This window comes from Peterkaempfera podocarpi (assembly GCF_042466665.1).
Lineage (GTDB): Bacteria > Actinomycetota > Actinomycetes > Streptomycetales > Streptomycetaceae > Peterkaempfera > Peterkaempfera podocarpi.
In genome coordinates this window covers 5,861,281-5,887,950 of record NZ_CP162102.1, presented here as the reverse complement: position 1 = coordinate 5,887,950, position 26,670 = coordinate 5,861,281, and the positions used below count along the sequence as shown (strand labels likewise).

The window sequence follows — 26,670 nt, the reverse complement described above, 5'->3', positions numbered from 1 at the left end:
TCAGGATGCCATGGCCTGCGTCCCGGTGACGGCTGCTTCGGTGAGCCCGGCAGCGTGGTCGTAGCGGGCGAGGACCAGCCGGGCCAGGTCGGGGTGCCGGCCGAGGGGCGCGGCGGTGCGCCAGGGGCCGGCCGCGGCGGCCAGGCGGGCGAAGTCGCCGGGGGCGGTGAAGTAGCCGGAGACGGCGACACGGCGGTGGCCGCGGGCGGTGAGCGCGGCCACGGCCTCGGCGACGGTGGGGCCGGCCGCCGCGACGTAGCCGGGGAGTACGGGGACGCCGAGGCGGGCGGCCAGCAGCCGGGCCTGGGCCTCGGTGTCGGCCGCGGAGGCGGGGTCGCGGGAGCCGGCGGCGGCCAGCACCACGGCGTCGCCGCCCGCGGCGTCCCAGCCGGCCTCGGTGAGACGGGCGTGGAGGACCTGGGTGAGCAGCGGATGCGGGCCGAGCGGGGCGGCCACGACCGCGTCCAGGTGCGGGGCGTCGGCGAGGGCCCGGGGGATGTCCACCCGGACGTGGTGGCCGCGTCCCAGCAGCAGGGGCACCAGGACGGCCCGCCCGGTGAGCCGGTCGAGGACGTGGGGCAGCAGAGGGTCGTTGAGGCCCAGGTGGGCGAGGTGCACGGGAAGGCCGGGCCGCAGCGCCCGGACCAGGTCGAGCAGCCGGCGGATCTCGATGCGGGCGGCCGGGTCGCGGGAGCCGTGGGCGACGGCGACCAGCGCCGGGGGCCGCCGGGCGGCCGCCGCGGGGCCGGTGCGGTGTGCGGAGAGCCCGGTGGAGAACCGGGTGGCGATCTCGGACAGCAGTTCCGAGGCGCTGGAGTTCCACAGGGGCTGCGTCATGCGCCCAGCCTCCCCGGCGGGTGTTACCCCGTGGTTGCGCGGTGGTCAACAGCAGTTTCCCGTAGCTCACAGCCGGGGAACGGCCTGGTGAGAGGCCTCACAGCTGGGCGGATGCCGCACTGAGGCCGTCGTACCTGCGGCAGTAACGCGGGGGTCGTGGCGGTGAAACAGCCCCGACGCACACTGCACGGTATGGCGGCCGCACACGGCGGGGCCTTCGGTCTCGACCGGGGGCTGCCGTTCCCGCTGGAGGACGTGATCCTTCGCCGCGCCGATACGACGATCCGTCAGCTCATGTCTGTGGAAGGCGAATCGGCGCGATCCGTGCGGTCGCCGTCCGCCCTGCGGACAGCCCGGCGGATCCCGCCCGGAGTGCAGCAGGATCGGGGCCGGTCCAAGGATGGGTTTCCGCCCCCGGTCTGAAGGCGGGGGTGTCCACACAAGGAGTTCTCGATGACCACTGTCCCCAGCTCGGGCACCGGTGAGCTCACAGGGGCGCTCCAGGCCTCCCGGATCGCCGGTGCGGCAGAGCGCCACGGGACCCCGCTGTGGGTGTACGACGCAGCCCGGATCCGTTCCCAGATCACCCGGCTGCGCCGGTTCGACGTGATCCGCTTCGCCCAGAAGGCCTGCTCCAACATCCATGTCCTGCGGCTGATGCGGGAGGAGGGGGTGCTGGTCGACGCGGTGTCGGAGGGCGAGCTGGAGCGGGCACTCGCCGCCGGGTACGTCCCGGGCGGCCCGGAGCAGCCGGTGGTCCTCACCGCCGATGTGCTGGGCCGGTCCACGCTGCGCCGCGTGGTGGAGCTGGGGGTCCCGGTGAACGCCGGCTCCCCGCAGATGCTGGAGCAGATCGGCCGGGCGGCACCCGGCCACCCGGTGTGGATCCGGATCAACCCCGGCTTCGGCCACGGCCACAGCCGCAAGACCAACACCGGCGGCGAGCACAGCAAGCACGGCATCTGGCACGAGCATCTCGCCGAGAGCCTGGAGCTGGTGGACCGCCACCGGCTGGACCTGGTCGGCCTCCATATGCACATCGGCTCCGGGGCGGACTACGGACACCTCGAGCAGGTCTGCGAGACCATGGTCAAGCAGGTCAGGCTGACCGGCCGGGATGTGCGCGCCATCTCGGCGGGCGGCGGTCTCTCGGTGCCGTACGCGCCCGGCGACCCCGAGCTGGACACCGACCGGTACTTCCGGCTGTGGGACGCCGCCCGGCAGGAGCTGGTCTCCGAACTCGGCCACCCGGTGCGGCTGGAGATCGAACCGGGCCGCTTCCTGGTCGCCGGTTCCGGGGTGCTGGCGGCGGAGGTGCAGGCCCGCAAGCCGATGGGCGGCAACCACTTCGTGCTGGTGGACGCCGGCTTCAACGACCTGATGCGGCCCGCCATGTACGGCAGCAGCCACCAGGTGTCGGTGCTGTCCCCGGCCGGGGAGGTGCGCGACTCGGCGGTGCTGGACACCGTGCTGGCCGGGCCGCTGTGCGAGTCCGGCGATGTGTTCACCCAGACTGCGGCCGGTGAGGTCCAGCCGGTGCCGCTGCCCTGGGCGGAGATCGGCGATCTGGTGGTCTTCCATGACACCGGGGCGTACGGGGCCAGCATGTCCTCCAACTACAACTCCCGGCCGCTGATCCCCGAGGTGCTGCTGGACGGTGCCGACACCCGGCTGATCCGCCGCCGGCAGACCGTCCGGGAGCTGCTGGAGCTGGAGACCGGCCTGCCGGGCTGAGCCCTCCCGAAGGGAAACCCGGTGCAGGGGTGAAAGGGCCTCTGGGAAGATATGTGCCGACTTACGGAATCGTCCCCGACCCCCCCGCCCGCACACCGCACTTCAGGAGTCTCCCGATCATGGCGCTGCCGCAGGGACCTCTGGACCACCGCTACCGCGGCGAGCACCCCGTCCGCACCCTCGTCTATCTGCTCCACGAGGACCGCCGGCGGCTGGCACTCGCCGCGCTGGCGTTCCTGGTCAAGCACAGCCCCACCTGGCTCACCCCGCTGATCACCGCCAATGTGATCGACGTGGTGGTGCAGCACCGGTCCATCGGCGGCCTCTGGTTCGGTGCCGGGCTGCTGCTGGTGATGCTGGTGCTCAACTACCCCTTCCAGCTGCTCTACATCCGCTGCTGGTACGGCAGCGCCCGGCGGATGGGCAACCGGATGCGCTCCGCGCTCTGCCACCGCATGCAGCAGCTGTCCATCGGCTACCACTCCAGGGTCAGCGCGGGCGTGCTGCAGACCAAGGTGATCCGCGATGTGGAGAGCGTGGAGCAGGCCTTCCAGCAGACCGGCGACCTGGGCCTGTCCGCACTGGCCACGCTCGCCGGGGCGCTGGTGGTGATCGGTGTGCGCACCCCCGCCTTCCTGCCGGTCTTCCTGGTGGTCGTCCCGGCGGCGTCCGCGCTGGTGATGTGGCTGCGCGGGCGGCTGCGGGCGTACAACGAGTCCTTCCGCCAGGAGGTCGAGCAGCTCTCCTCGCGGGTGAGCGAGATGACCACGCTGATCCCGATCACCCGGGCGCACGGGCTGGAGCACACCGCACTGCGCCGGGTGGACGGCACTCTGCGGCAGGTGCTGACGGCGGGGCTGCGGCTGGACCGCCTCAACGGGCAGTTCGGCGCGCTGGCCTGGATCATGCTCAATGCGCTGGGGGTGGGCTGCCTGGCCGGGTCGGCGCTGGCCGCGTACTACGGCTGGCTGGCCGTCACCCCCGGCGATGTGGTGATGCTCAGCGCCTACTTCTCCTCGCTGACCGCCGCGGTCACCACCCTGATGGGGCTCACCCCGGTGATCAGCAAGGGCCTGGAGTCGGTGCGGTCGGCCGGTGAGGTGCTGGAGGCCCCCGACCTGGAGCAGAACGCGGGCAAGGCCGAGGTGACCGGCGTTCGCGGACGGGTGGACTTCCAGGGCGTGGGCTACGCCTACGGGGAGGCGGAGCGGCACTCGATCCGGGACTTCACCCTCTCGGTGCGGCCCGGGGAGACCATCGCCCTGGTGGGCCCCTCGGGCGCCGGCAAGTCCACCGCGCTCAACCTGGTGATCGGCTTCCTGCGCCCCACCGAGGGCCGGATCCTGCTGGACGGCGCCGACATGGAGACGCTGGACCTGCGCAGCTACCGGCGGTTCCTGTCGGTGGTGCCGCAGGAGTCGATCCTCTTCGAGGGCACCATCCGGGCCAATGTCGGCTACGGCATGCCGGACGTCCCCGAGGAGCGGGTGCGCGCCGCACTGCGGGACGCCAACGCCATGGAGTTCATCGACCGCCTGCCGGACGGCCTGGACACCGTGGTCGGGGAGCGCGGCGCCCGGCTGTCGGGCGGCCAGAAGCAGCGGCTGGCCATCGCCCGGGCACTGATCCGCGACCCGCGGGTGCTGGTGCTGGACGAGGCCACCTCCGCGCTGGACACCCACTCCGAGGCGCTGGTGCAGCAGGCGCTGGCCAGGCTGGTGCACGGCCGCACGGTCTTTGTGGTGGCCCACCGGCTCTCCACCATCCGCGGCGCCGACCGCATCGTGGTGCTGGACGACGGCCGGATCACCGAGGTGGGCACCCATGAGGAGCTGCTGCGCCGGGGCGGGGCGTACGCGGGCCTCCAGTCGGCCCAGGGGGCCCGCTCTGCCTGAGGGTCAGCCGTCGATGGACATCGACACCTGCACCAGGGGCCCCTGGGAGCGGGTGACGAGCGCACGGACCGGACGCGGCGAGCTCCGCAGGGAGCCCCACCACGCGCTCGCGGTTCCGCTGTCCACGGGTCCGCAGGGGGGCCCGACCGGATAGACGCCGTCCGATGCGGGGTCCTGGGTGAGGCCGTACTCCTCCAGGGCCTCGTCCGCGGCGGCGGACGGCATCCGGAAGGAGATCGCCAGCTCCGGCAGGTCGCCGGCCGCATTGGTCCGGTAGTGCACATCCCGCGCGCCCTCCGGCAGATGCAGCCCGAGCTGGACCTCCAGCGGCTCCAGCGGCTGCACGCTGCCCGGACAGGCCCGCGAGTCGCTCGCGGGGAAGTCGTCCGGCGCGGAGAGCACATGGGACAGCGCCACAAAACCCGCGGCCACCAGGGCGAGGGGGACGCCGATCACCAGCAGCGGCCCCGTCCAGCGGTTGTCGCCGGCTCCCGGACCGCGCTCGTCCTCCGCCTGCGGCGTGATGTCGACGATGCTCTCGTGGTCCTGCGGGGCGTTGTCCACCCCGTCGGCCGTTCCCATGGCGGTCCCCTCGCTCTACGGGTCGGATCCTGACCCGGGGCCGATGCTATCCACCGGCGGCAGTTCACACCGTCTGACGCTCACAGGTGAGTCCCCTGGACGCTGAGGTCACCGTTCCGCTGCCGAAACAGCAGCGAACCTGACGGGAAACACCCACGTCGGAAGCTCATTCCATGACCACGGACCCGAGCCTCCGCAGCGAGCGCCGCCCCGGCGCACCCCGCCGGGTGGTCGTGGTCGGCGGCGGCATGGCCGGGCACCGGCCGGCGCAGCAACCGGCCGGAATGCCGGGCGGCGGACACCAGGTGACCGTACTGGGCGAGGAGGCGCACCCCGGCTACAACCGGGTGCTGCCGGCCGAGGTGCCGGCGGGGCGCTGGGCCCCCGAGGTGGTGGCACTGCCGCCGGTGCCGCACGGCCCGGTGGTGCGGCGGGGGGTCGGGGTGGCCCACGCCTGGCAGGGCGACGAGCCGCTGCGCGCCCACCCGCTGCATCTGATCACCACCCACGGCACCACGCACGGAACCGCCCACAGCACCATCCACGGAGGGACCGCCTGATGACCGACAGCACCGAGAAGCCCACCGTCCTCCTGGTCGGGTACGGCATGGTCGGCCACCGCTTTCTGGAGGCCCTGGCCGAGAACGGCGCCGCGGCCGACCTCCGCGTGGTCGTGCTCGCCGAGGAGCCGCGTGCCGCCTATGACCGCGTCCAGCTGACCTCGTACTTCTCCGGCCGCACCCCGGAGGACCTGCTGATGGGCGAGGCCGGCTTCGCCGAGCGGCACGGCTACGAGGTCCACCTCGGCGACCCCGCGGTGGCCGTGGACCGCACCGCACGCACCGTGACGGCCCGCTCCGGGCGCGAGTTCCGCTACGACACCCTGGTGCTGGCCACCGGCTCGTACCCGTTCGTGCCGCCGGTGGAGGGCAGGGACGCCGCAGGCTGCTTCGTCTACCGCACCATCGAGGACCTGCTGGCCATCGAGGAGTACGCCAGGGGCGCCCGGGTGGGCGCGGTGGTCGGCGGCGGCCTGCTGGGACTGGAGGCGGCGGGCGCGCTCCAGGGCCTGGGGCTGCAGACGCACGTCGTGGAGTTCGCCCCGCGGCTGATGCCGGTGCAGGTGGACGACGGCGGCGGCGAGGCGCTGCGGCGCACCATCGAGGAGATGGGCGTGGTGGTGCACACCGGGGTGGGCACCAAGGCGGTCTCGGTGGACGCCGCGGGCGCCGCCGCCGGGATGTCCTTCACCGACGGCTCCGAACTCGCCGTCGACATGGTGGTCTTCTCCGCCGGTGTCCGGCCCCGCGACCAGCTGGCCCGCGACTGCGGCCTGGAGGTCGGCGAGCGCGGCGGCATCCGGGTGGACGAGAACTGCCGGACCGTCACCGACGAGCGGGTCTTCGCCATCGGTGAGTGCGCGCTGGCCGGCGACGGCCGGGTCTACGGCCTGGTGGCCCCCGGCTACGAGATGGCGCAGGCGGTCGCCGCCCAGCTGGCGGGCGAGGTGCGGACCTTCACCGGCGCCGACCTCTCCACCAAGCTGAAGCTGCTGGGTGTGGACGTCGCCAGCTTCGGCGACGCCTTCGCCACCACCGAGGGCGCCCTGGAGGTCGTGTACTCCGACTCCCGCTCCGGGGTCTACAAGAAGCTGGTGGTCACCGCGGAGGGGGCGCTGCTCGGCGGCATCCTGGTCGGTGACGCCGACGCCTATATGTCGCTGCGCCCGCTGGCGGGCACCGGAAATCCGCTCCCCGCACCACCGGAGGCACTGGTGCTGCCCGCCGGGCTGGGCGGCCCGGTGTCGCTGGGGTCCTCGGCACTGCCGGACGCCGCGGTGGTCTGCAACTGCCACAACGTCACCAAGGGCACCGTCCGCTCCGCCGTCGCCGAGCACAGCTGCAGCACGGTGCCCGAGGTGAAGAAGTGCACCAAGGCCGGCACCGGCTGCGGCTCCTGCGTCAAGCTGCTGGGCACCATCGTCAACGAGGAGCTGGAGGCGTCCGGCGTCGCCGTCGACAAGGGCCTCTGCCCCTGCTTCGCCCACACCCGCGCCGAGCTGTACGAGATCGTCCGGGTGGCCGGTGTCGCCAGTCATGCCCAGCTGCTGGAGGGCTACGGCCGCGAGGGCGCCCGCAACGGCGAGGGCTGTGAGGTCTGCAAGCCCACCGTCGGCTCCATCATCGCCAGCCTGGCCCCGGAGCTGGACGCCTCGGTGCACATCCTGGACGGCGAGCAGGCGGCGCTGCAGGACACCAACGACCACTTCCTGGCCAATCTGCAGAAGAACGGGTCCTACTCGGTGGTCCCGCGCATCCCCGGCGGGGAGATCACCCCGCAGAAGCTGATCGTGATCGGCGAGGTCGCCCGGGACTTCGGCCTCTACACCAAGATCACCGGTGGGCAGCGGATCGACCTCTTCGGCGCCCGGGTGGACCAGCTGCCGCAGATCTGGGGGCGGCTGGTGGACGCCGGCTTCGAGTCGGGCCACGCGTACGGCAAGTCGCTGCGCACCGTGAAGTCCTGTGTGGGCTCGACCTGGTGCCGCTACGGGGTGCAGGACTCGGTACGGATGGCCATCCAGCTGGAGCTGCGCTACCGCGGCCTGCGCTCCCCGCACAAGCTGAAGTCGGGGGTCTCCGGGTGCGCCCGCGAGTGCGCCGAGGCCCGCGGCAAGGACTTCGGCGTGATCGCCACCGCCGGCGGCTGGAACCTCTACGTCGGCGGCAACGGCGGTGCCGACCCCCGCCACGCGGACCTGCTGGCGCAGGACCTGGACGACGAGGGTCTGATCCGGCTGATCGACCGGTTCCTGATGTTCTACATCCGCACTGCGGACCGGCTGGAGCGCACCTCCGCCTGGCTGGAGCGGATCGAGGGCGGCCTGGACCACGTCCGCGAGGTCGTGGTGGAGGACTCGCTCGGGATCTGCGACGAGCTGGAGGCGCTGATGTCCAACCATGTCGCCAGGTACGAGGACGAGTGGGCCGCCACACTGGCCGACCCCGAGCGGCTGCGCCGCTTCGTCTCCTTCGTCAACGCGCCCGAAGTGCCCGACCCCACGGTGAAGTTCGTCCCGGAGCGGGAGCAGGTCAAGCCCGACCTGGAGCTCCTCTTCTCCGAGCAGGACCTGCTCCGCTCACTCGACCCCGACAACACCCCCCTCCTGGAGGTCCGCTCATGATGACCGCTCCCACCGTCGCCGCGACCGCGACCGCCGTCGCCACCACCACCGCCCGGGTGGAGCTGCTGATCGGCGGAGCCTGGGTCCCCGTCTGCGACTGGTCGCACCTGACCCCCGGCCGCGGCGTCGCGGTGCTGCTCCCCGACGGCGGCCAGGCCGCGGTCTTCCGCGACCGCCACGACCGGGTGTACGCGATCGCCAACCGGGACCCCTTCACCGGCGCCCAGGTGCTCTCCCGGGGCCTGCTGGGCACGGCGGGCTCGCGGCCGTATGTCGCCTCGCCGCTGCTGAAGCAGCGCTTCGACCTGGCCGGCGGGGTCTGCCTGGACGACGAGCAGGTCCGCATCCCCGCCTACACCGCCAGGGTCCGCCACTGACACCGCGCCCCGTCACAGAACCCCGCCGGCTGGTGCCTCCGCCTTGTCGCCCTGACCTCGGAGGCCCCGGTCGGCGGCCGTGTGCTCGGCCGATGCGGGAGCGGCCGTGCTCTGCCGCTGCGCCGAGGGGACCCGGGGCCGCCGGAACTCACCAGAATTCCGTGTGAAGGGCCACCACAGCAGCCCGCCGGCCCGCCAGTTCGCTCTGCACCGCTGCCGTCTCGGCCTCATCAGCGACGACTTCCGCCTCCAGCGCACCTCGGGTCTCCACCAGCGCCACCCGCAGGTACGTCGGCGGGTGCGTGCGGTCCACCGACCCCATCCGCAGTGCCGACAACCGGAGCCGCCGCCGACGTTCGGCCTCGGGGAGGGAGTCCAGGTACTCACGCAACTCCCGCCAGACCTCGGCATCCTGAGTCGGCCGGGAACCCGCACTCGCCGGGCGCTTCACCATCGGGGCGAACCTCCTGCGGTGGAAGAACGCCTCCACGCTCTCCCCGAGCAGCATGGACTCCAGCAGGGTCCGCGTCGCGTTCGCGGAGCCGACCCGCACGGCCAGCAGATCCGCCAGGTACTCGGCCTGCTGCCCGGTACGCAGGGTGCAGCGGTGCAGGGTCAGCAGCACTGTCTCGACGGCCTTGTGCACCACCAGCATCACGGCATTGGCGACCCAGCCCGCGATCAGCATGATGAGCCCGGAACCCGATGTGGCACCGCGGTCAGGACGGGTCAGCCGATGCCACTCGACAAGCCCACGGACCGCCGAGTCGAGCCACAGCCCCCGGCGGTTGTCACCGTTGACGGCGTGCCCGAACTCGTGTGCCAGCAGGGCGATGCGCTCCTGGGGGGTGAGTATCTCCCACAGCGGCAGGCCGAGGGTCAGGACACGGCGCCGTCTGAGCCCCACCTTGCCGTAGGACGCATTGAACTCCCCCGTGGCGCGGATCAGGTGCACGGGCGGGGCTCCCGCCGCCGAGGCGACCCGGTCCGCGAGGCCGTAGAGGGCCGGTGCCTTCGCCCGGGTCAGCGACCACTCGTCGCCGCGCCGGACACGGCCGAGCCGAGGGCGGAGCAACACGGCAAGCGCCAGACCCGGCACGCCGAGCACCCTGAGGACCACCGGCCCCGTCGCCAGCCACCACAGGGACGTCACGGTCACCACTGCGGTGGACAGATGGACCAGTGCGGCGATGGCCATCGCGGCGGACCAGGCCCGGCCGCGCGCCGGACGAGGACTCGCCGCCTCAGCGGCCTTCACGGCCTCCGCGTACATCTGCTCGGCGACGGCGCGTTCGGCCTTCCGCCGCCGCGCCCTGCGGCGGGCGGTCCGCCCATCGGCGTCGGCGACGGACCCGGCCAAGGGGTCCACATTCCACTCGCACGCGGGGCACCAGACCACGAAGCGAAGGTCATCGGCGAGCGGAGCCGAGCAGGTGGGGCACGGCGCACCGGGCGCGGCGACAGCGGGCGGGGTCATGGCGGTGATCATGCCGCAGTCGCAGTGGCTGCGGTCAAGACCGGGGCGCCCTGTTCACCGAGGTCCGCCGGTGGCCCGTCGGGCGGGTGCTGTCAGGAACTCCCCCGCACCGCCCGCAGGACGGCGTCGGCCATGCCGCGTTCACCGCGCTCATTGGGGTGGACGGGGGCGGCGTCCGTGGCCGGGATCAGCGGTTCGACCCAGCGGACGGCGGCGGCGGTGCAGGCGTCATGGCCCCGGGAGGGGGTCCAGGTGTCGACATAGCGGGCGCCCGCCGCCTCCGCACGGCGCCGCAGCTCGTCATTGAGCTGCTGCTCGCGGGAGCGGAGGAAGGCCACATCGCCGGACGCCAGGCCCAGCAGCCCCGTACAGGCCGCGCCGTTGCCCGTGGCCGGGACCAGCGCGGGGTAGCCGACCACCAGGACCCGGGCGTGCGGAGCCCGCAGCCGGATCTGCTCCAGGGCCGACTCCAGCCGGTGACCCGCCAGCGACACCCGCTGCCGCAGCTCGTCGCGGCCGGCCGCGGTGTAGGAGTCCGCGCAGGGGGCGTCACCCGGCGCGGCGCTACCGCTGCCGCTGCCGCTCATGCCGAGGCTGTGCAGCACGCCCTGCTGGACGCAGCGGGTGAGGACCTGGATGAAGCCCACGTCGTTGCCGCCGATGCCCAGGGTCACCAGCCGGGTGCGCGCGGACAGGGCGTCGAGCTGGGCCGGGTTGGTGCCGTCCGAGGTGGGCTGGGGCGCCGTCAGGTCAGCGGTGGTGGCGCCGCTGCAGCTGACGTCGCGGAAGTCGGCTCTCGCCAGGCCGAGCGCTCCGGCCACCAGCGACGGGTAGTTGCGGCTGGAGCGGGCGCAGCCGGCGGGGTGCCGTACTGCCGGGGGATCTGCGGCGCGGAGGTGTAGGAGTCGCCGAGCGCCACATAGGGCCCGGCGGGCACCCGGGTGCCGCCGCGCGGCGCCGCGGAGGAGGGTGCGGCGGCGGACGCCGGTGCCGTCCGGGATGACGGGGCCGCCGGGCCGCCGCCGGAGCAGCCTGCGCCGAGCAGCAGGGCGCCGGCCGCGGCCAGGGTCGCGAGGGCGGTGCGCGGGTCCTTTGTGGTCATGGGTCTCCCCGGGGTCGGCTCGGGCCGGGCAACGGCCCGTCCCCCGAACCGTACGAGCAGGCAACGCGCCGCGCCCGCCGGGGGACTCCCGACGGGCGCGACGGACCTGCGGACGGGCGTCAGTCGGCGCCGCGCTCCTGCTCGGCCAGGAACTCCTCGAAGCGGCGGCCCAGCTCGTCGGCGGACGGCAGATCGGTCTGCTCGGCGAGCAGGCTCTCCCGGGTCTCGGCCCCGGCGACGGCGTCGTACTGGCTCTCCAGACCGCGGATCGCGGTCGGCAGCTCGCCGTCGCCCTGGGCCAGCTGCTCGTCGATGTCCGAGCGCACCTCGGTGACCCGCTCACGCAGCTCGGTGCCGGGGAGCACCAGGCCGGTGGCGGACTGGACGGCCTCCAGCACCGCGACGGCCGCGGCGGGGTAGGCCGAGCGGGCGACATAGTGCGGGACGTGCACCGCGAAGCCGAGCACATCGTGCCCGGCCTCGGCGAGCCGGTACTCCAGCAGCCCCTGGGCGCTGCCGGGCACCTCGGCGCTCTCGAACCAGCTGGGGTGCGCGGCGACCAGGTCCATCCGGTTGCCGTGCGGGGTCAGCCCCACCGGACGGGTGTGCGGTACGCCCATCGGGATGCCGTGGAAGTCCACCGCGAGCCGCACCCCGAAGCGGACCACCAGCCCGCGTACGGCGGCGGCGAAGCGCTCCCACTCGACATCCGGCTCGGGGCCGCTGAGCAGCAGGAAGGGTGCGCCGGCGGCGTCGTGCAGCAGCTCCAGAAGGATCTCGGGGGCCTCGTACTGCGACCAGTGGTCGCGCTCGAAGGTCATCGCGGGGCGCCGGGCCCGGTAGTCCACCAGCCGGTCGTGGTCGAACCGGGCCACCACCTTGGGGTCGCCCTGCTCCCGCAGGTGCTCGACCACCTGGGCACCGGTCTCCCCGGCGTCCATGAAGCCCGCGAAGTGGTACAGCAGGACCAGGCCCGGCGATGCGGCCGCCGTGACGGCCACCGCCTCCAAGCCCTCCCGCTCCAGGTCGTACAGAGCCTCCGGATCACGCACCGCGCACCCAATTCCTTCCATCCCGGACGGGCGCCCGGAGCGCTGCGCGCACTGGGTACCCCCTCGTCACATCTCAGCGCCCCGGCGGGCCGCGGCATTCCCGGTCCCCGCCACTGGCCGGGCACCCTGGGAAATTCTGGCAAAGCCGCTGGCCAGAGGGGTGACCGCCCCCACCGTCAGCGACCGGGGCCGGAGCGTGCGAGCCGGTGCGGTGCTGTCGGCGCGCCGTGGGATGACGTGCGGCCCGCGGCCGGGTATCGTCCTCTCGCTGCCCGGCATCGCACTGCCGAAGGCAGCCACCTCTCTCGCAACCTTGCCTTCATCTGGCCGCCTGCTTCCTTTCGCGCACTCGTTCCCGCCCCGGCCATCTTGCGGACTCACACTGTCCCCTCGCGCTCCTCCGCCGCACCGATCTTCCAGGCCGGTGCCGGACCACGGATCCGTGCGGTGGGGCAGGTCGTCCACACCTTCCTCCTGGCCGGACCGCGGACAGGAGCACCCTCTCGCCGAAGGACCGAAGGCCCGTGCCCGTCCCTCTCACCCTCACCGGCCGCATGGTGCGGCTGGAGCCGCTGACCGAGCAGCACGCCCCGGCCCTGGCCGCCGCCGCGGCCGAGGATCGCACGGCCTATGCCTTCACCCCTGTTCCGCAGGGGGCGGCTGCGGCCCGCGCCTATGTCGAGGCCGCGCTGGCCGACCAGGCGGCAGGCCGTTGCCTGCCCTTCGCCACCGTCCGTGCCTCCGACGGACTGGTCGTCGGGTCCACCCGCTTCGCCGAGCTGGACTACTGGCAGGGCCCGGTCATCTGGCCGCCGGCCCCGCGCGGCCCGCTCGGCGACCCGGCCGCGGCGGTGCCGGACGCCGCCGAGGTCGGCGGCACCTGGCTGTCCGCCCATGCCCAGGGCACCGGTATCAACACCGAGGCCAAGCTGCTGATGCTGCGGCATGCCTTCGAGGTCTGGGGGGTGCGCCGGATCTCCATGCGCGCCGATGCCCGCAACATGCGCTCCCGGGCCGCGATCGAGCGGCTGGGCGCGGTCTGCGAGGGGGTGCGCCGGGCGCACACCCGCGGGCTGGACGGCCTGGTCCGGGGCACCGCCTTCTACTCGATCCTGGACGAGGAGTGGCCCGCGGTGCGGGACATCATCGAGCTGCGGATCGCGGCGGCCGAGGCACCCAGCGCCCCGGACCACCCCAGGCCGCTGATCTCCGCCTGACCTCGTCGGGCGCCGGGCGGCCCACGCTCGGCGCCCGACGCCCGACGGCCCGTCTGCGGCTCCGGGGTTCCGGGGTTCCCGGGTTCCCGGGTTCCCGGCGCCGCACCGCCGGGAGCGGGGCGCCCGGTCAGTCCTCGGCCGGGGCGGGGTACGGGGGCACCGCAACCCGCCGCCGGGCCAACTCCTTGACTTCCTGCGGCAACTGCTCGGCCGCGAGCAGACCCGGCAGCAGCTCCGCTTCGGTGGTCAGTGCACGGAAGCACCGCTCGATGGTGACCCCGTGGCCGGGCCGGTACTCGATCTCCACCGGGTCGCCGGCCCGGATCTCGCCGGGCTCGACCACCCGCAGATAGGCGCCGGGCAGCGCCCGTGCGGTGAAGCGGCGCAGCCAGCCCTTCTCGTCCAGCCAATGGGCGAAGGTGCTGCACGGGATCCGCGGCACGGCCACCTCCAGCAGCACCTGCCCGCCGATCCGCCACCGCTCGCCGATCAGCGCGCCGTCCACGTCCAGGCCCGAGGTGGTGAGGTTCTCACCGAAGAAGCCGCCGGGCAGCTCCCGGCCGAGCTCGTCCTGCCAGCTGTCCAGGACCTCCCGCGCATAGGCGTACACCGCCTGGTCGTCACCGCCGTGGTTGCGGGTGTCGAAGATGCCGTCGCCCACCAGCCCGCTGCCCAGCCCGGTGTGCTTGGGCCCGGGTGCCCGCACCTCGACGGGGTGGTCGACGGGCTGCTTGTCGATGCCGGTCGTACCGATCCGGGGCTTCGCCGGGTTGGGCCGCGGCCGGGCCAGGTTCACCGAGATCAGATATGCCATGGCGGCAGGCTAGGGCCGGCGCGGCCCCCGCTTCATCCGAATTCCGGCCCGGATGCGACCATCGGAGCCATGGCGCACGACGAGGGCTATCTCCTGGACAACCAGCAGGCCGAGGCCGGAGAGCGTTTTGACGCGCTGGCGGAGCTCTTCGACGCCTCCACCTTCCGCCATCTGGCCGACTTGGGCATCGGGCCCGGCCGGCACTGCTGGGAGGTGGGTGCGGGCGGGCCGTCGGTGGTGCGGTGGCTGGCCGGGCAGGTCGGCGGGACCGGCAGGGTGCTGGCGACGGACATCGACGTCTCCTGGACCCGGGAGGCCGCCGGGCCGGTGGTGGAGGTACGGCGGCACGACGTCGCCGTGGACGACCCGCCGCAGGAGCAGTTCGACCTGGTGCACGCCCGACTGGTGCTGGTCCATGTCGCCGACCGGGAGCGGGCCCTGCGCACCATGGTGGAGTCGCTGCGGCCCGGGGGCGTCCTGCTGCTGGAGGACGCCGACCCGGCCATGCAGCCGCTCATCTGCCCGGACGAGTACGGGCCCGAGCAGCAGCTGGCCAACCGGCTGCGCCACGGTTTCCGCAAGCTGCTGGCCGAGCGCGGCGCCGATCTGGCCTACGGGCGGCGGCTGCCCCGGCTGCTGCGTGAGGCGGGGCTGGTGGACGTGGCCGCGGACGCCTTCTTCCCGATCGCGTCCCCGGCGGGCGACCTTCTGGAGGCGGCCACCGTGCGGCAGGTCCGCGCCCGGCTGGTGGCGGCGGGGCTGGCCACCGACGAGGAGATCGACCGGCATCTGGCGAGCGTCGAGGCGGGCCGGCTGGACCTGGCCACCTCGCCCATGGTCTCCGCGTGGGGACGCCGGCCCTGACCTGTCCCGGCTGATCCGCCTCTGCCCCTGCCCGGGCGGGGGGCTGCTCAGGGCGATGCGGGCAGTCCGAGGAAGTCGGCCATCTCCTCCACGGCCTGGGCGAAGAACGGCCCGGCCGGATCGGCGGAGCCGACCAGATGGCCGAAGAGCTCGAAGCTGACCATACCGAAGAGCTGGGTCCAGGCGATGAGGGCACGGGCCAGCACGGCCGCGTCCAGTTCCGGGGCGATCTGCGCGGCGAGCGAGCCGAGCTGCTCGGCCAGCTCCCCGGTGGGGATACGGCCCTGCGGCCGCTCGGCGGGCGGCGCGCCGCACATGACGGCGACCAGCACCAGCGCGACCCTGGCCGCCGGCTCGACCGTGGCCCGGGGTGCCTGGTAGCCGGGCACGGGGGTGCCGTAGACCAGGGCGTACTCATGGGGGTTGGCGCCGGCCCAGTCCCGTACGGCATGGCAGAGCGCCCGCCAGCGCGCCCGGGCGTCGGCCTCGGGTGCGGTGGCGACCGCGGACTCGGCGCGCTCCCCCAAGGCGTTGTAGGCGTCGATGATCAGCGCGGTCAGCAGGTCGTCGCGGCTGGGGAAGTAGCGGTAGAGCGCCGAGGAGACCATGCCCAGCTCGCGGGCGACGGCACGCAGCGAGAGCCGCTGGGCCCCCTCCGCGGCGAGCTGTCGGCGGGCCTCCTCCTTGATCTCCAAGGTCAGTTCCTCGCGGGCCCGCTGCCGGGCGGTTCGGATCGCAGCCATGGGGTCATTCTGCCACGGAAGGAAGCGCCGCACACAAACGAGAGCACTGCTCTTGACAGCGACTCCGCGCCGGTGCGACAGTCATGGCAGACGAAAACGAGAGCACCGCTCTCGGAATTCAACGGAGGAGCCCGCCATGTCCGACGCCACCGCCCCCGAGCCCACCCGCTACGTCAAGCCCGGCGGTCTCACCGACCAGCTCTTCAACCGCGTCGTGGCCGCCCTGACCAAGGCCGGACTGAGCATCTGGGGCTCCCGGGTGCTGGCGGTGCGGGGCCGTAAGAGCGGCGAGTGGCGCACCACCCCGGTCAACCTCCTCACCTACCAGGGACAGCGCTATCTGGTCGCGCCGCGCGGCCACACCCAGTGGGTGCGCAACATCCGGGTCTCGGGCGGCGGGGAGCTGCGGATCGGCCGGCGCGCCGAGGAGTTCCGGGCGGTGGAGCTGGCCGACAGCGACAAGCCCGAGGTGCTGCGGGCCTACCTCAAGCGCTGGAAGTTCGAGGTCGGGATGTTCTTCGACGGCGTCGGCCCGGACGCCTCCGACGCCGAGCTCCTCGGCATCGCCCCGGGCTACCCGGTCTTCCGGGTCGAGTCGGCCCACTGAACGGTCCTGCGCGGACCCGCGGGCCCGCCGGGCGGCCCCAGCCGTAGCGCGCCGCACAGCCGGCGGATTCTGTTACGGAGCCGACGGGTGGCCGTGACAACTCCTACCGGTGGCCGAGACGAGCCGCTCCTAGCGTCAGCGGTGCCAGTCCCCGACCATCCGGGTCAGGGGCGCACACCAGGGGATCGACACATGGCTCCTCGCAAGGCCTCCCGCTCCGTCCTGCCGCTGGCAGTGGCCGGCTTCGCCGCCACCGGCATCCTGCTCGCCCCGGCCGCCGCGGCCTCGGCCTCCCCCACCCCCTCCCCCGCCGCCGGCACCTCGGGCGGCGCCGCCCCCTCGCCGGTCCCCACCCGGGCAGGCTCCGGCGGCGCCACCGGCGGGACCCGGACCGCCGTGCCCTCGCCCGTCCCCACCCGGGCGGATTCCGGCTCCGGCAACGGTCAGGTCCGCACCGTGCCCCGGGGCGCCGCCCAGGCCGGCCAGGGCGACTCCGGCCCCTCCACCACGATGATGGTCGGCGGGGCGGGGATCGCCGCCGCGGGCGCCGCCGCTCTGGGCTTCGCCGTGCTGCGCCGCCGTGCCGGTGCGCAGGGCTGAGCAACGCCGGCACCGCCGCGGCCGGCACCCCTCCCGGGTGCCGGCCGTGGCGGCCGGCCTGCTGCTCCTGGGGCTGGGCGCCGGACTGATCGACCGGGCCGCCGAGCGGCCGACGGTACGGATCGCCGCCGGCACCTCGGCCCCCGGGGGCGGCGCGGCCGCACCGGCGCACAGCAGCAGCCCGCCCCACCGCGGCAGCAGGCCGTTCAGCCTGGCCGCGTCCCGGCCGACCAGGCTGAGCATCCCCGCGGCCGGCGTGGACGCCCCCGTCCGGGATCTGGGTCTCAATCCGGACGGCACCCTGGAGGTCCCGTCCGCGGACCACGCCGACCAGGTCGGCTGGTACCGCAACGGCCCCACCCCCGGCGAGGTGGGACCGGCCGTGCTGGTCGGCCACTACGACACCGTGCACGGCCCCGCGGTCTTCCAGCGGCTGCCGTCGCTCCGTCCGGGCGACCGCATCAGCATCCGCCGTGCGGACGGGACCACCGCCGCCTTCCGGGTCAGCCGGCTGCTGCAGTACCCGAAGACCGGCTTCCCCACCGACCTGGTGTACGGCGACACCAAGGGCCCGGAGCTGAGGCTGATCACCTGCGGCGGCACCCTGGGGGCCGGGGGCCACTGGACGGACAACATCATCGTCTTCGCCGAGCTGGTCGCCCCCCGGTCCTGAGCCGGACGCCGTCCGGGCAGGCTCTAGTCTGCGGAAGGGGGCCCGTGCACACCGCGGGGGCGCCCCAGTACGACATGTCCCGGTACTGCATATCCCGGTACTGCATGTCCGGGTACTGCATGTCCGGGTACGAAAGGTGACACCACGGTGAGGACACACGCCCGCACGGCCTGGCGGCGGATCACGGCTGCGGCGGCCCTCGCGGTGGCCTGCACGCTGGCCGCCGCCGGCTGCGGCGCCCCCGGGGGGCTGCACGACGACGGCCGGACCCGCGCCATCGCCTCGCACCCCACCCCGCTGGCACTCTGGCCGGACACCGAGGCCTCGGCCGCGCCCGCCGCCACCGCCCCGGTGCGCCAGGCCTCGCCCCAGCCGGTCCCGGGCGTCACCGTCCCGTCCGGGGACATCCGCGCGGTTTCCGCGGCCAAGGTCCTGGAGCGGGATCCGGCCCTGGAACGGGACGAGCGGGCGGCACTCCAGGGCTGCCGGTCCTGCGACGTACGCCCGGCGCGGTACCGCGACCTGACCGGCGACGGCCGCCCCGAGCTGATCACCTCCCTGGTCACCGCGGGCGACCGTGCCTCGCTGCACGTCTACTCCCTGCACGGGGACAAGGTCGTACCCGTCCTCGACCTGCTGCCGCTCTCCCCGCACTTCACGGCGGACACGGTGGGCGCGGACCTGGTCGTGCAGGAGCCGACCACGGCGTCCCTGGAGACCAGCAGCCGCTACCGGTGGGACGGCAGCCGGCTCGCCTTCACCACCCGTCAGATCAAGGCCACCGGCCCCGGATCCAGCGTCGACGCCCTGGCCTGTGCCCCGACCCCGGCGGCCACCGCCGCGCCCACACCCGTCCCCGGCCCCATGTCCGGCGTGACCGGGGGAAGCCGGCCCGCGGACAGCGGAGGAGGCGCCGTCGGCGGCGGTCCCGTGCCCACGGCCCGGCCGACCGCTCTGCCTACCCGGACCGCCGCCGCCCGGCCGGTGACCCGGTGACCGCCGCCCGGCCCGCCCAGCCGCGCATCCTGCTGGTCGAGGACGACGAGGTGATCCGCGAGGCCACCCGGATGGCGCTGGAGCGCTACGGCTTCCCCGTCACCACGGCCGGCGACGGACTGGAGGGGCTGGAGCGCTTCCGTGCCGACCGTCCCGACGTCCTGCTGCTGGATGTGATGCTGCCGCTGCTGGACGGTGTGGGCCTGTGCCGCAGGATCCGCGAGGAGAGCCAGCTGCCCATCCTGATGATGTCCGCCCGCACCGAGCCCGTCGATGTGGTCTCCGGCCTGGAGGCCGGCGCCGACGACTACATCGTCAAGCCCTTCGAGAGCGCCGTGCTAGTGGCGCGGATCCGCACCGTGCTCCGCCGCACCCGCGCCGTCCCCCCGCCCCCGGCCGCCGCCCAGGAGAGCGCGCCGACCCCGGCCGGCGCCGCTCCCGCGGCCGCGCCCGAGGCGGAGGAGCCGCAGCCGGACGGGCCGCAGCCGCGCCCGGTGCGGCTGATCGCCGGACTGGAGGTGGACACCGAGGGCATGGAGGTCAAGGCCGACGGACGGCGGGTGCCGCTCACCCCCACCGAGTTCCGGCTGCTGCTGGAGTTCACCGCCGCCCCGGGCGTGGTGCTGGAGCGCCAGACGCTGCTGGAGCGCGTCTGGGACTACGGCTGGGGCGCCGACAGCCGGGTGGTGGACGTCCATGTGCAGCGGCTGCGGGCGAAGATCGGCGCCGACCGGATCGAGACCATCCGCGGCTTCGGCTACAAGCTGAGGCGCCCCCGGTGACCCTCCGCCGCCAGATCGCCGCCACCGTCGCGGCCATCTCCTGCCTGGTCGCGCTCTCCGTCGGGCTGCTGGTCCACCAGGCCTCCGTACGCCAGCACACCGACCAGGCCCGCAAGACCGCCGAGACCGCCCTGGACGCCCTGCTGGACCTCTACGACCGCACCGGCGAGCTGGCCGGCCCCAACAGCGCCCAGGACGCCGCCGACCTGCCCGCCTCGCTGCGCAGCCTCGCCCGGCAGGGCCACCGCGGATCGATGCTCGGCCCGGGTCCGCACGGCACCGCCATGTGGGCTGCGGCCGGCACGGGCGGCAGGGTGCTCTCCGTACGGGTCGACTACACCGAGGACGAGCAGGCCATCGCCGCCCTGGACCGGGCCATCCTGGTCTCGGTCGCCGCGGCGGTCTTTGTCACCGTGCTCGCCGGCATCCTGGTCGCCGACCGGATCAGCAGCCGGCTGCGCACCGCCGCGCGCAGCGCCCGCACCATCGCCTCCGGAGACTTCACCGCCCGCATCGGACCGCTCGGGCGGACCCGCGACGAGGTCACCGAGTTGGCCGCCGCGGTCGACTCCATGTCCGCGGCGCTCCAGCAGCGGCTGCGCAGCGAGCAGCGGTTCACCGCCGATGTCGCTCATGAGCTGCGCACCCCGCTGACCGGCCTGGTGACCGCCGCCGAGCTGCTGCCGCCGGGCCGGCCGACCCAGCTGGTGCGGGACCGGGTGCGGGCCCTGCACCGCCTGGTGGAGGACCTGCTGGAGGTGTCCCGGCTGGACGCCCGGGCGGCCGCGCCCGAGCTGGTGGAGCTGCGGCTGGGCGACACCGTGCAGCGGATCGTCGGCGCCACCGGGCTGGACGGCGTCCGGGTGCGGATCGTCTCCGACACCGCGGTCACCACCGACCCGCGGCGACTGGACCGGGTGCTGTCCAACCTGGTGGTCAACTCCCACCGGCACGGCGCACCGCCGGTGGAGGTCACCGTGGAGGCTGCCGCGTCCGGCCCCGTGGTCACCGTCCGCGACCACGGGCCGGGCTATCCGGAGCCGCTGCTGAGGGACGGGCCGCAGCGGTTCCGCACCGGGGCCAGGGAGCGCGGCCACGGGCACGGGCTGGGGCTCACCATCGCCCAGGGCCACGCCGAGGCGCTGGGCGTGGCCCTGGAGTACGCCCGCGCCCCCGGCGGCGGGGCCCTCACCGTGCTGCGTCTGCCGGCGCAGCGGCACGACCGGTCGGAGGACGACCCGGCGGACGGCTGAGCACCGGGCGCCCTCCGCCGGGAGGCCCCGGGCCGGGCCGTGCTTCAGGGCGTCGGCAGCAGATGCGCCAGCAGCTCCGGGGCGGGCCCGGGGAGCAGCACCGTGAGCCGCCGGCTGGAGCGGGTCAGGGCGACATACAGGTCGTTGAGGCCGCGCGGGGAGGCGGCCAGCACCGCCGCCGGGTCGGCGAGCAGCACCGAGTCGAACTCCAGCCCCTTGGCCTGACGCGGCGTCAGCACGGCCACCGGGCGCTCCAGATCCGGCTCCGCTCCCCACACAGCCTCAGGGACGGTGGTGCGCACCGCCTCGGCCAGCCGCGGCAGCCCCGCCTCCGGGACGATCACCGCCAGCCGCCCGGCCCCGGTCTGCGCCGCCTCCTCGGCCGCCAGCGCGGCCAGTCGGGCCGGGAAGGCCGCCCGGCGGACCTGCTCGCACCGGGGTGCGACACCGCTGCTGCGCACCGCCCGCGCCGGCTCGGACTCGGGACGGATCGCCGCCAGCACCGGATCCGACGCGGCTATGATCTCCGCCGGTGTGCGGTAGTTGACGGTCAGCCGCTCCAGCCGCCAGCGGTCCCCGAAGAACGGTGTCAGCGCCTCGGCCCAGGAGGCCGGGCCGGCCGCCTCGCCGGTCTGGGCGATGTCCCCCACCACGGTGAAGGACCGGGTCGGGCAGCGCCGTACCAGCAGCCGCCAGGCCATCGGGGAGAGCTCCTGCGCCTCGTCGACGATCACATGCCCGAAGACCCAGGTCCGGTCTGCCGCGGCGCGCTCGGCGACGGTACGCAGATCCGCCTGCTGATGCCGTCCGGCGAGCTGCTCGGCGCCCACCACGTCGGCGCCGCCGAGCTGTTCGGCCCGGTCCGGGTCCTCGTCCCCCAGGGAACGCGAACCACGGGCGATGTCCAGCACACCCTGGGCGTACTCGATCTCCTCGGCCCGCTCCCGGGCCCGCCGCAGCTCGGCCGCGCGGTCGTCGTGGCCGAGCAGCTCGGCCGCCTCGTCCAGCAGCGGTACGTCGGACTCCGTCCAGCCGCTGCCCGCCCGGCGGAGCAGCAGTCCGCGTTCCGCCGGGGTGAGCTGCGGAGCGGCGGCGGCCAGGCGGTCGGGGTCGGCGAACAGCTCCTCCAGCAGCCGGTACGGTGTCAGCGCCGGCCACAGCCGGTCCAGCAGCCGCCGCACCGCCGGGTCGCGGGGCAGCGCCTCCAGCCAGTGGGCCTGTGCCTCGGCGAACTCCTCGGACGCCTCGGCTTCCCGGTCCGTCTCGGGCTCGCCGTCGCCGAAGAGGCCGGCCAGGTCCTCGGCGGCGGCCCGGTCCAGCGCGGCGGTGTCGATCCGTCCGGCCAGATCGGCCTCGATACGGTCCTCCAGCTCGGCGATGACCCCGGCGAGGCGGCGGGCCAGCTCACCGACGACGGCGCGGCGGAAGAGCGGCCGGGCCAGGTTGTGCGGCAGCCGGCCCGCTGTGGCCTGCGCCACCGCGCGCTCCAGGAACTCCCGCTCCAGCAGCAGCCGTTCCCCGCCGACCGCCGCCTCCACCGGCCCGTCCCCCGCGGCCTGCCGCTGCCGCACCGCCGTGTCCAGCACCTCGGCCATCACCAGCCTCCCCTTGATCTCCGCCACCGGAGCGGGATCCCGCCGGTCGGCCACCAGGCCGGGCAGGAGCTCGCCCACGGTGGAGAGCAGCACACCGGTCTCCCCCAGGCCGGGCAGCACCTGGCTGATGTACCTGAGGAACACCGGGTTGGGGCCCACCACCAGCACGCCCCGCTCGTCCAGGCGCGGATGGGTGTACAGCAGATAGGCGGCCCGGTGCAGGGCGACCACCGTCTTGCCGGTACCGGGGCCGCCCTGCACCACCAGGACGCCGGTGCGCGGGGCGCGGATGATCCGGTCCTGTTCGGTCTGGAGGGTGGCCACCGCGGTGCGCATCCGTCCGGTCCGCTCGGCGCCGAGTGCGGCCAGCAGGGCTGCCTCGCCGACCAGCCGGACCTCCCCGGGGTCGGGGGCGGCCCCGTCCAGCCACTCGTCGTCGACCTGGGTCACCCGACGGTCCCGGGTGCGCAGGTTGCGGCGCAGCCGCAGCCCCTGCGGTGCGGCTGCGGTGGCCGTGTAGAAGGGCCTGGCCGCGGGTGCGCGCCAGTCGATGAGCAGCGGTTCGGCCTCCGCGTCCGCCGCACGCAGGCCGATCCGGCCGAGGTAGCGCCGGGTGCCGTCCAAAAGGTCGACCCGCCCGAAGCACAGTCCCTGCTCCACGGCGTCGTACCGGGCGACCTCGCTGCTCAGCCGGTGCACCGCGACGCCGCGCTCCAGCCGGGCCTGTGCGGTGCCGCCGGAGTCCCGGAGCGCTGCGGCCAGCTCCGCCGCGGCCTGTTGTCTGCGGAGGTCCATCCGTTGGTAGAGCACATCCAGCCGGGCCTGCTCCAGGTCGAGTTCGGACTTCTCGAGTTCGGACTTCTCAGGGGCGGGCGGCAGGGAGGAGGGCAAGGCTGCTCCTGGGGGTCGGGGATGTCCGGCGGGGGTATCGCCCCGGGCCGCCCGCGTGTTACGCCCCGGACGCGGTCACCCCTTCCTGCCCCGGTCGGCAGGGTGACCCGACGGCCTGCCGAATGCCGCCGGGGCGGGACCGGACGCCATTGTCCGGCCCCGCCCCGGGGCTTCCGTGCGGCGGAATCTCCTGCGCCGAGCTCCGTCGCACGGTGCGGGACGGCGCCCGCGCTGCGTGGTGTCAGCGCGAGTCGCTGCCCGCCGTCTCTATGGCGGCGCGGCCTGCCTCCAGCCGTGCCACCGGGATCCGGAAGGGGGAGCAGGAGACGTAGTCCAGCCCCACCTCGTGGAAGAAGTGGACCGAGTCCGGGTCACCGCCGTGCTCGCCGCAGACGCCCAGCTTGAGACCGGGGCGGGTGGCCCGGCCGGCCTCGGCGGCCTGGCGGACCAGGGAGCCGACGCCGTCGCGGTCGATGGTCTCGAACGGGGAGACCCCGAAGATGCCCTTCTCCAGGTAGGCGGTGAAGAAGGAGGCCTCGACGTCGTCACGGCTGAAGCCCCAGACCGTCTGGGTGAGGTCGTTGGTCCCGAAGGAGAAGAACTCGGCGGCCTCGGCGATCTGCGCGGCGGTGACCGCTGCCCTGGGCAACTCGATCATGGTGCCCAGGGCGATGTCCAGCTCGACCCCGGTGGCGGCCCTGACCTCGGCCAGCACCTTCTCCGCGTCCTCGCGGACGATCTCCAGCTCCTGGACGGTGCCCACCAGCGGGATCATGATCTCCGGCCGGGGGTCGCCACCTGACCGCTTCCGCTCCGCGGCGGCCTCGGCGATGGCGCGGACCTGCATGGAGAACAGCCCGGGGATGACCAGCCCGAGGCGTACACCGCGCAGGCCGAGCATCGGGTTCTGCTCATGGAGCCGGTGCACCGCCTGGAGCAGCCGCAGGTCGTTCTCGTTGTGGTCCTTGCGCGCCTCGGCGAGGGCGACCCGTACCGACAGCTCGGTGATGTCGGGCAGGAACTCGTGCAGCGGCGGGTCCAGCAGCCGTACGGTGACCGGCAGCCCGTCCATGGCCTGGAAGAGCTCCACGAAGTCGCCCTTCTGCATCGGCAGCAGGGTGCGCAGCGCCGACTCCCGCTCGGCCTCGGTGTCGGCCAGGATCAGCTGCTCGACCTCCTTGCGCCGCTCCTCGCCGAGGAACATGTGCTCGGTGCGGCAGAGCCCGATGCCCTGGGCGCCGTAGCGGCGGGCGCGGGAGGCGTCGTCGGCGTTGTCGGCGTTGGCCCGCACCCGCAGCTTGCGGCGTACGTCGGCGTGCGCCATCAGCCGGTGCACGGCCTGCACCAGGCCGCCCTCCTCGTCCGCGCCGGCGTGCAGGGTGCCCTCGAAGTACTCCACCACCGGGGAGGGGACCACCGGGACCTCGCCCAGGTAGACCCTGCCCGTGGAGCCGTCGATGGAGATCAGGTCGCCCTCCTCGACGACCTGGCCGTCGGCGGTGGCGAAGCGCCGCTTCTTGGTGTCGACCTCCAGCTCCTCGGCGCCGCAGACACAGGTCTTGCCCATGCCGCGGGCGACCACCGCGGCGTGCGAGGTCTTGCCGCCGCGGGAGGTGAGGATGCCCTCGGCGGCGATCATGCCGTCCAGGTCGTCGGGGTTGGTCTCGCGGCGGACCAGGATGACCTTCTCCCCGGAGCGCGACCACTTGACGGCGGTGTAGGAGTCGAAGACCGCCTTGCCGACGGCGGCGCCTGGCGAGGCGGCGATGCCCCAGGCCACCCGCTCCGGCCCCTTCGTCCCCTGAGCGGGGCGTTCCTCCGCGAAGCGCGGGAACATCAGCTGCGCCAGCTGGGCGCCGTTGACCCGGTGCAGCGCCTCGTCCAGGTCGATCAGCCCCTGGTCGACCAGCTGGACGGCGATCCGGAACGCGGCCGCGGCGGTGCGCTTGCCGACCCGGGTCTGCAGCATCCACAGCTTGCCGCGCTCAATGGTGAACTCGATGTCGCAGAGGTCCCGGTAGTGGTTCTCCAGGGTCTCCATGATCTGCATCAGCTGGTCGTACGACGCCTTGTCCAGCGTCTCCAGCTCGGCCAGCGGCACGGTGTTGCGGATGCCCGCGACCACGTCCTCGCCCTGGGCGTTCTGCAGGTAGTCGCCGTAGACACCCTGGGTGCCGGTGGAGGGGTCGCGGGTGAAGGCGACACCGGTGCCCGAGTCGGAGCCGAGGTTGCCGAAGACCATGGAGCAGATGTTGACCGCGGTGGCCAGATCGTTGGGGATGCGCTCCTGCCGGCGGTAGAGCCTGGCCCGGTCGCTGTTCCAGGAGTCGAAGACCGCATGGACGGCGAGGTCCATCTGCTCCCGGGGGTCCTGGGGGAACTCGCGGCCGGTCTCACCCCGGACGATGGACTTGAAGTGGTCCACCAGCTCCCGCAGGTCGGCCGCGTCCAGGTCGAGGTCGTTGACGGTGCCCTTGGCCCGCTTGGCCTCGTCCAGCGCCTCCTCGAAGAGGTCGCCGTCCACACCGAGGACCGTCTTGCCGAACATCTGCACAAGGCGGCGGTAGGAGTCCCAGGCGAAGCGCTCATTGCCGGACTGGGCGGCGAGTCCGGCCACCGAGGCGTCGGACAGGCCGATGTTGAGGACGGTGTCCATCATGCCCGGCATGGAGAACTTGGCGCCGGAGCGCACCGAGACCAGCAGCGGGTCGTCGGCCTGGCCCAGCTGCTTGCCCATGGTCTGCTCAAGTGCTTCGAGGTGCGCACTCACCTCGTCGCGCAGGCCGGCGGGCTCGCTGCCGGACCCCAGGTAGACCTTGCACGCCTCGGTGGTGATGGTGAAGCCCGGAGGGACGGGCAGTCCGAGGTTGGTCATCTCGGCGAGGTTCGCTCCCTTGCCGCCGAGAAGATCCTTGAGGTCCTTGTTTCCCTCGGTGAAGGAGTAGACGAATTTCGGCACGGGTGATCTCCTCGCGCACGGGTCGCACGGTTGCCCTGACGGCGGAGAACATACCCATTTCGAAGGCTTCTCAGCGCAACGGATATGCCGTCGACGCATCGGCAGGGGGCCGGACCCGGCACATCCATGCCTTCAGGGCTCCATCGCCTGCGTTTGTGAAATCGTCCCCTTGACGTTAGCGAGCGTTCAGATGTCGAAGCCAGGGACACGCGATGATCACATCCGCGGACCCATCGTGACACGGGGTGGCACTCCGTGCCACTCGGCATTGATTATCTGGAGACAGCCGCCCGGATCCGCCGGGACCCCGTTCGGGAAGCGATCCGCGCCACCGCACGGCCCCGCCGGCGCCAGGCGGCCGTCAACGGCGGGGGCATGTGTCAAGCGTCACGGGCGCCGTCTCAACTGGCGTACGCCCGACGCCCGGTGCGGAGCC

At 73.8% G+C, this 26,670-nt stretch carries 23 protein-coding genes; 13 read left to right on the top strand and 10 right to left on the bottom strand.

Going from position 1 to position 26,670, the window contains the following annotated elements; all coding sequences use genetic code 11:
* Positions 1–837: a sirohydrochlorin chelatase gene (locus tag AB0761_RS25880; protein WP_377271544.1), complete on the bottom strand. Its 837-nt coding sequence runs from the start codon at positions 835–837 to the stop codon at positions 1–3.
* 453 nt (positions 838–1,290) lie between these two features.
* Between AB0761_RS25880 and lysA the strand changes: the two genes are divergently transcribed.
* Both lysA and AB0761_RS25870 read left to right on the top strand, forming a co-directional pair.
* Complete coding sequence (gene lysA / locus AB0761_RS25875; protein WP_377271543.1) at positions 1,291–2,571, top strand: diaminopimelate decarboxylase; 1,281 nt, start codon at positions 1,291–1,293, stop codon at positions 2,569–2,571.
* 119 nt (positions 2,572–2,690) lie between these two features.
* On the top strand, positions 2,691–4,466 hold the full coding sequence (locus tag AB0761_RS25870; protein ID WP_377271542.1) for an ABC transporter ATP-binding protein: 1,776 nt from the start codon (positions 2,691–2,693) through the stop codon (positions 4,464–4,466).
* A gap of 3 nt (positions 4,467–4,469) precedes the next feature.
* Here the strand turns inward: AB0761_RS25870 and AB0761_RS25865 are convergent, their stop codons facing one another.
* Positions 4,470–5,048 carry a hypothetical protein gene (locus tag AB0761_RS25865; RefSeq protein WP_377271541.1) on the bottom strand — a complete coding sequence of 193 codons (579 nt, stop codon included), beginning with the start codon at positions 5,046–5,048 and terminating at the stop codon, positions 4,470–4,472.
* Between the two features lie 173 nt (positions 5,049–5,221).
* Here AB0761_RS25865 and AB0761_RS25860 point away from each other — a divergent pair, with 173 nt between their 5' ends.
* Genes AB0761_RS25860 through nirD form a run of 3 tightly spaced genes read left to right on the top strand, consistent with a single transcriptional unit; the run spans position 5,222 to position 8,609 of the window.
* Entirely contained in the window at positions 5,222–5,608 is a 387-nt protein-coding gene (locus AB0761_RS25860) for a hypothetical protein (protein WP_377271540.1), read from the top strand.
* Positions 5,608–8,232: a nitrite reductase large subunit NirB gene (gene nirB, locus AB0761_RS25855; protein WP_377271539.1), complete on the top strand. Its 2,625-nt coding sequence runs from the start codon at positions 5,608–5,610 to the stop codon at positions 8,230–8,232. Before AB0761_RS25860 ends, nirB begins: the two co-directional genes overlap by 1 nt.
* Entirely contained in the window at positions 8,232–8,609 is a 378-nt protein-coding gene (nirD, locus tag AB0761_RS25850) for a nitrite reductase small subunit NirD (protein WP_377274326.1), read from the top strand. Before nirB ends, nirD begins: the two co-directional genes overlap by 1 nt.
* 148 nt (positions 8,610–8,757) lie before the next feature.
* On the opposite strand, the gene AB0761_RS25845 is transcribed toward nirD, so the two are convergent.
* The 4 genes from AB0761_RS25845 to AB0761_RS25830 form a co-directional block, all read right to left on the bottom strand.
* A complete protein-coding gene (locus AB0761_RS25845; RefSeq protein WP_377271538.1) occupies positions 8,758–10,086 on the bottom strand; it encodes a M48 family metallopeptidase in 1,329 nt (442 codons plus the stop codon).
* Positions 10,087–10,178: 92 nt separating this feature from the next.
* Positions 10,179–10,907: an SGNH/GDSL hydrolase family protein gene (locus AB0761_RS25840; RefSeq protein ID WP_377271537.1), complete on the bottom strand. Its 729-nt coding sequence runs from the start codon at positions 10,905–10,907 to the stop codon at positions 10,179–10,181.
* A complete protein-coding gene (locus AB0761_RS25835) occupies positions 10,832–11,188 on the bottom strand; it encodes a hypothetical protein (protein ID WP_377271536.1) in 357 nt (118 codons plus the stop codon). The genes AB0761_RS25840 and AB0761_RS25835 overlap by 76 nt, the downstream gene beginning before the upstream one ends.
* Positions 11,189–11,307: 119 nt before the next feature.
* Entirely contained in the window at positions 11,308–12,240 is a 933-nt protein-coding gene (locus AB0761_RS25830; RefSeq protein WP_377271535.1) for a PAC2 family protein, read from the bottom strand.
* Between the two features lie 524 nt (positions 12,241–12,764).
* Here AB0761_RS25830 and AB0761_RS25825 point away from each other — a divergent pair.
* Positions 12,765–13,457, top strand: coding sequence for a GNAT family N-acetyltransferase (locus AB0761_RS25825; protein ID WP_377271534.1), 693 nt, complete (start codon positions 12,765–12,767; stop codon positions 13,455–13,457).
* A gap of 127 nt (positions 13,458–13,584) precedes the next feature.
* Here the strand turns inward: AB0761_RS25825 and AB0761_RS25820 are convergent, their stop codons facing one another.
* Complete coding sequence (locus AB0761_RS25820; protein WP_377271533.1) at positions 13,585–14,271, bottom strand: MOSC domain-containing protein; 687 nt, start codon at positions 14,269–14,271, stop codon at positions 13,585–13,587.
* Positions 14,272–14,340: 69 nt separating this feature from the next.
* On the opposite strand from AB0761_RS25820, the gene AB0761_RS25815 reads away from it, so the two are divergent.
* Positions 14,341–15,135, top strand: a complete 795-nt coding sequence (locus AB0761_RS25815; protein ID WP_377271532.1) for a methyltransferase domain-containing protein — start codon at positions 14,341–14,343, stop codon at positions 15,133–15,135.
* Between the two features lie 47 nt (positions 15,136–15,182).
* Here the strand turns inward: AB0761_RS25815 and AB0761_RS25810 are convergent, their stop codons facing one another.
* Positions 15,183–15,878, bottom strand: coding sequence for a TetR/AcrR family transcriptional regulator (locus AB0761_RS25810; protein WP_377271531.1), 696 nt, complete (start codon positions 15,876–15,878; stop codon positions 15,183–15,185).
* Between the two features lie 136 nt (positions 15,879–16,014).
* On the opposite strand from AB0761_RS25810, the gene AB0761_RS25805 reads away from it, so the two are divergent.
* The 6 genes from AB0761_RS25805 (at position 16,015) to AB0761_RS25780 (ending at position 20,789) form a co-directional block, all read left to right on the top strand.
* Positions 16,015–16,485 carry a nitroreductase family deazaflavin-dependent oxidoreductase gene (locus AB0761_RS25805; RefSeq protein WP_377271530.1) on the top strand — a complete coding sequence of 157 codons (471 nt, stop codon included), beginning with the start codon at positions 16,015–16,017 and terminating at the stop codon, positions 16,483–16,485.
* Positions 16,486–16,677: 192 nt separating this feature from the next.
* A complete protein-coding gene (locus tag AB0761_RS25800) occupies positions 16,678–17,085 on the top strand; it encodes a sortase-dependent protein (RefSeq protein WP_377271529.1) in 408 nt (135 codons plus the stop codon).
* A gap of 46 nt (positions 17,086–17,131) precedes the next feature.
* The gene (locus AB0761_RS25795) at positions 17,132–17,758 is read left to right on the top strand and encodes a class F sortase (RefSeq protein ID WP_377271528.1); all 627 of its coding nucleotides are present in this window, start codon (positions 17,132–17,134) and stop codon (positions 17,756–17,758) included.
* Positions 17,759–17,905: 147 nt separating this feature from the next.
* A complete protein-coding gene (locus tag AB0761_RS25790; RefSeq protein ID WP_377271527.1) occupies positions 17,906–18,754 on the top strand; it encodes a hypothetical protein in 849 nt (282 codons plus the stop codon).
* Positions 18,755–18,825: 71 nt separating this feature from the next.
* A complete protein-coding gene (locus tag AB0761_RS25785) occupies positions 18,826–19,536 on the top strand; it encodes a response regulator (RefSeq protein ID WP_377274324.1) in 711 nt (236 codons plus the stop codon).
* A complete protein-coding gene (locus AB0761_RS25780) occupies positions 19,533–20,789 on the top strand; it encodes an ATP-binding protein (RefSeq protein ID WP_377271526.1) in 1,257 nt (418 codons plus the stop codon). The genes AB0761_RS25785 and AB0761_RS25780 overlap by 4 nt, the downstream gene beginning before the upstream one ends.
* 44 nt (positions 20,790–20,833) lie before the next feature.
* On the opposite strand, the gene AB0761_RS25775 is transcribed toward AB0761_RS25780, so the two are convergent.
* A complete protein-coding gene (locus AB0761_RS25775; protein ID WP_377271525.1) occupies positions 20,834–23,275 on the bottom strand; it encodes a HelD family protein in 2,442 nt (813 codons plus the stop codon).
* Between the two features lie 241 nt (positions 23,276–23,516).
* Complete coding sequence (ppdK, locus tag AB0761_RS25770) at positions 23,517–26,234, bottom strand: pyruvate, phosphate dikinase (protein ID WP_377271524.1); 2,718 nt, start codon at positions 26,232–26,234, stop codon at positions 23,517–23,519.
* Positions 26,235–26,670 lie beyond the last annotated feature (436 nt).